Source organism: Amycolatopsis sp. SID8362, from assembly GCF_010550475.1.
Classification (GTDB): Bacteria; Actinomycetota; Actinomycetes; order Mycobacteriales; family Pseudonocardiaceae; genus Amycolatopsis; species Amycolatopsis eburnea.
In genome coordinates, this window is sequence record NZ_JAAGNB010000874.1 from 1 (window position 1) to 3,744 (window position 3,744).

4 protein-coding genes and 1 pseudogene are annotated in these 3,744 nt (G+C 69.7%); 1 reads left to right on the forward strand and 4 read right to left on the reverse strand.

Annotated features, from left to right (window positions below):
• Positions 1-1,468, forward strand: a pseudogene (locus tag G3I65_RS27415) (hypothetical protein); the annotation flags it as partial.
• Between the two features lie 30 nt (positions 1,469-1,498).
• Here G3I65_RS27415 and G3I65_RS27420 read toward each other — a convergent pair.
• The 4 genes from G3I65_RS27420 to G3I65_RS27435 form a co-directional block, all read right to left on the reverse strand.
• Entirely contained in the window at positions 1,499-1,729 is a 231-nt protein-coding gene (locus tag G3I65_RS27420) for an anti-sigma factor (RefSeq protein ID WP_160698678.1), read from the reverse strand.
• The gene (locus G3I65_RS27425) at positions 1,726-2,412 is read right to left on the reverse strand and encodes an RNA polymerase sigma factor (RefSeq protein ID WP_160698679.1); all 687 of its coding nucleotides are present in this window, start codon (positions 2,410-2,412) and stop codon (positions 1,726-1,728) included. Before G3I65_RS27425 ends, G3I65_RS27420 begins: the two co-directional genes overlap by 4 nt.
• A gap of 31 nt (positions 2,413-2,443) precedes the next feature.
• Positions 2,444-3,148, reverse strand: coding sequence for a flavodoxin family protein (locus G3I65_RS27430; RefSeq protein ID WP_160698680.1), 705 nt, complete (start codon positions 3,146-3,148; stop codon positions 2,444-2,446).
• Between the two features lie 10 nt (positions 3,149-3,158).
• The coding region (locus G3I65_RS27435; protein ID WP_239071476.1) for a thiamine pyrophosphate-dependent enzyme at positions 3,159-3,744 on the reverse strand (586 nt) is incomplete at its 5' end.

A 3,744-nucleotide genomic window follows, 5' to 3' on the forward strand; every position in this document is an offset into this window, starting at 1 on the left:
TGCTGAGGCGGATGACGCTGCTCGGGTGGATGCCGATGCTGATGATGCGAAGGCTGATGCGGACCAGCATGCTGAGGCGGATGACGCTGCTCGGGTGGATGCCGATGCTGATGATGCGAAGGCTGATGCGGACCAGCGTGCCGAGGCGGATGACAGTGCTCGGGTGGATGCCGAGGCCGATGATGCGAAGGCCGATGCAGACCAGCGTGCCGAGGCGGATGACAGTGCTCGGGTGGATGCCGACGCCGATGATGCGAAGGCTGACGCGGACCAGCGTGCCGAGGCGGATGACGCTGCTCGGGTGGATGCCGAGGCCGATGATGCGAAGGCCGATGCAGACCAGCGTGCCGAGGCGGACGACGCTGCCCAGGAGGAAGCCAAGGCCGACGACGCGCAGAACGACGCAGACCGCCGAGCCGAGGCGCCCGGTACCGACGATCGGCCCGGCCAAGACGCGGCCGAGGGCGATGGGGACAACCCGCCGCCCTCGGACGACGCGGAGGATCCGGGGAACCCGCCCGATGACGAGGGGCTCGAGCTGGAGCTGAAGCCGCGGGGCCGGATGTGGGAGGGTTCCTGGGATTCCACGACGGAGTCGCAACCCCGCAGCGAGCAACCCGCCGTGTCGCAGGAGGCCGTGGTGGTCGCCGAGTCGGGTGAGGAAGGGACGCAGCCGGCCGAGCAGCAGCGTGCTGGGGCCGAGCGGACCGAGCCGGCTGAGCAGCAACGGGCCGAGCGTGCCGAGCAGCAGCGTGCCGGGACCGAACGGGCCGAGTCGGCTGAGCAGCAGCGTGCCGGCACCGAACGGGCCGAGTCACCGGATCACCAACGCACCGGGACCGAGGGGACCGACCCGGCCGAGCGCCAGCCGGAAGCGACCACCGACAACGCGCAGGAAGACAAAGCCGCCGAAAGAACCGACCCGCCCAACCCCTACACCGGGGACTTCAACCTCAAGACCAAGGAACTCAACTTCGACCGGGACGCCCGCAACGAACCCCGGGAACCCCAGCGCGAACACGACGCCGGGGACGTGGCCGAAGGGCCGTGGAACACCGATCTGGACGAATACCGCGACTACGCCAAGAACGAGGACGGCGACTGGAAACCCGCCCGGCCGGAGACCGACCTGGAGCGCGAGAAGCGCAACGAAGAAATGGCCGAGAAGTTCAAGGGCGAAAAAACCGCCGGGGAGACGCTCGCCGAAGACGGTCAGGACCTCGTCGAACAGGGCTTGAAGCAGGTCGAAGCGACGGAAGCCACCGCTGAACGGAAGCACGAGCAGGCGAACCCGCACGAGGAGTCGAAGACCAGCCATGAGCAGCCGCGCTTCGAGCCGGCTGACTCGCAGCTGCCGTCCACTCCGGAAATGATCGGCTCCGTGGCCATGACGGTGGTGGCGCTGGCCGCCCTGTTCAAGCAGTGGCTCGCCGACCGGCGTGGTGGCTCCAGTCCCGACGAGAATTGACGGCGGTCCGATCGCCGCCGGCAAGCGGTGTCACGCGCTGTGCCAGTCGCGGAAGGCGTCGAGGACGGCGTCGCGGGTCTCGGCGGAGAGCGTTTCCGGGGGGAGGCGGCCGAGCTGGTCGATGGTGGTGCGGAACTGGTCGAGGTAGCGTTCGCAGCCTTCGCAGAGCGCGAGGTGCTCGACGAAACGGGCTTCGGTCTCGGGATCGAGGGCGTCGTCGAGGAACGCGGTGACGAGTTCGACGAATTCGTCGCAGTTCACGTCCTTGCCCCCGTCCCGAGGTACTCGGCCAGCCGTTCCCGCACGGCGGCGCGCGCCCGGTGCAGCAGCACGCGTTGATTGGCCGCGGAGATCCGCAGCATGGCACACACCTCTTCGGCGGTGTGGTCGCCGACGTCGCGCAGGCTCAGCACCGCGCGCTGGCGGGCCGGGAGTTCGTCGAGCGCGGTGGTGATCACCCGGCGGATCTCGAGGTTCAGCGCGGTGTCCTCGGGTGACGGCCACGCGGCCGGGGTTTCCCGCCAATGGCCGGGGTAGGCGCCGCCGGCACCCTGGAAACGGGCGGGGTCGACGGTGGGGCCGTGGTCCTCGTCCCGCGGCAGCAGACTGGTCCAGGGCACGCTCCGGCGTTCGGCCAGGCCCCGTTTCTTGGCGGTGTTGACGAGGATCCGGTAGACCCAGGTCTTGAACGCCGACCGGCCTTCGAAGGCGCCGAGGCCCTTCAGCACGGCGAGCCACGTCTCCTGGACGACTTCCTCGGCGGAGGCGTGCGTGGACACGAAGGAGCGGGCCAGCCGGAGCATCGACGCCGACCACGCGTCGAGTACCGCCGCGAACGCCGCGTCGTCGCCGCGGCCGAGCGCGGCGACCAGCTCGTCGTCCGGCGGCAGGCTCGTCACCAGGCGAATATAGCCGCGGCCGGCCGGCAGAAGGGTGACCGTCATCTTACGGCTCCCTTCTCCCGGCACGGCGGGCTCAGCGGTATTCGGGATTGGTGAAGTCGAACCGGCAGCCGGCGTCCCATTCGCTGCGCTGGTTGCCGTGGGCGGGGATCCCGCCGGCGTCCTTGAGCATGCGGGCCAGGTGCAGCAGGTTCCAGGTCATGAACGTGGTGTTGCGGTTGGTGAAGTCGTTTTCCGGACCGCCGGAGCCGGGGTCCAAGTAGGACGGTCCGGGCCCGGCCTCGCCGATCCAGCCGGCGTCGGCCTGCGGCGGGATCGTGTAGCCGAGGTGCTGGAGGCTGTAGAGGACGTTCATGGCGCAGTGCTTGACGCCGTCTTCGTTGCCGGTGATGAGGCAGCCGCCGACGCGGCCGTAGTAGGCGTACTGGCCGGCGTCGTTGAGCAGGTGCGAGCAGGCGTAGAGCCGTTCGATGACCTGCTTCGTCACGGAACTGTTGTCCCCCAGCCAGATCGGCCCGGCGAGCACGAGGATGTCGGCCGACATCACCTTTTCGTAGATGCCCGGCCAGGCGTCGGTGGCCCAGCCGTGCTCGGTCATGTCGGGCCAGACGCCGGTGGCGATGTCGTGGTCGACGGCGCGCAGCACCTCGACCCGGACGCCGTTCTTCTCCATGATCCCGCGGCTGACGTCGATCAGGCCGTCGGTGTTGCTGGGCTCGGGCGAGCGCTTGAGGGTGCCGTTGAGGAACAGGGCACGCAGGTCGTCGTAGTTCGGCATCGGTTGCCTTTCAGAGGAGTTCCGCGTCCTGTTCGACGCAGAGGAGGGTAGGACCTTCGGCGGCGAAGAGCGCCGCCATGGCTTCGTCCAGCTGGTCGCGCGCGGTGACGCTGATGCCCTTCGCGCCGCAAAGCTCGGCGTAGGCCGCCCAATCGGGGTTGACCAGGGAGGTCTGCCAGACCGGGTAGTCGCCGGCCAGCTGCTCCTTGCTGATCTTCCCGAGCGCGTTGTTGTTCAGCAGCACGTGCTTGACCGGGATGCCGTACTTGACGGCGGTGGTCAGCTCCGCCGCGTACTGGCCGAAGCCGCCGTCGCCGGTGACGGCGACGATCGGGCGGTCCGGCGCGGCCGCCCACGCGCCGAGCGCGGCCGGGTAGCCGAACCCGATCGAGCCGAGGTAGCCCGACATGAGCACCGGCTGTCCCCGCGACTCCAGGTAGCGGCCGAGTGAGTAGGCGTGGTTGCCGACGTCCACGGTGACCACGGCATCGGCGGGCAGGTGGCGCGAGAGCGCGTCGAACACCGCCGCGGCGGCCACCCCGCGGCCGCGGTCGTCCCGTGCCCGGCGGGCCTTCTCCGCGCGCCAGATCGCCCAG

Bases quoted from the DNA above. Each gene is read 5' to 3' on its own strand.
- G3I65_RS27425 (WP_160698679.1), bottom strand. From the start codon at position 2,412: ATGACGGTCACCCTTCTGCCGGCCGGCCGCGGCTATATTCGCCTGGTG.
- G3I65_RS27430 (WP_160698680.1), bottom strand. From the start codon at position 3,148: ATGCCGAACTACGACGACCTGCGTGCCCTGTTCCTCAACGGCACCCTC.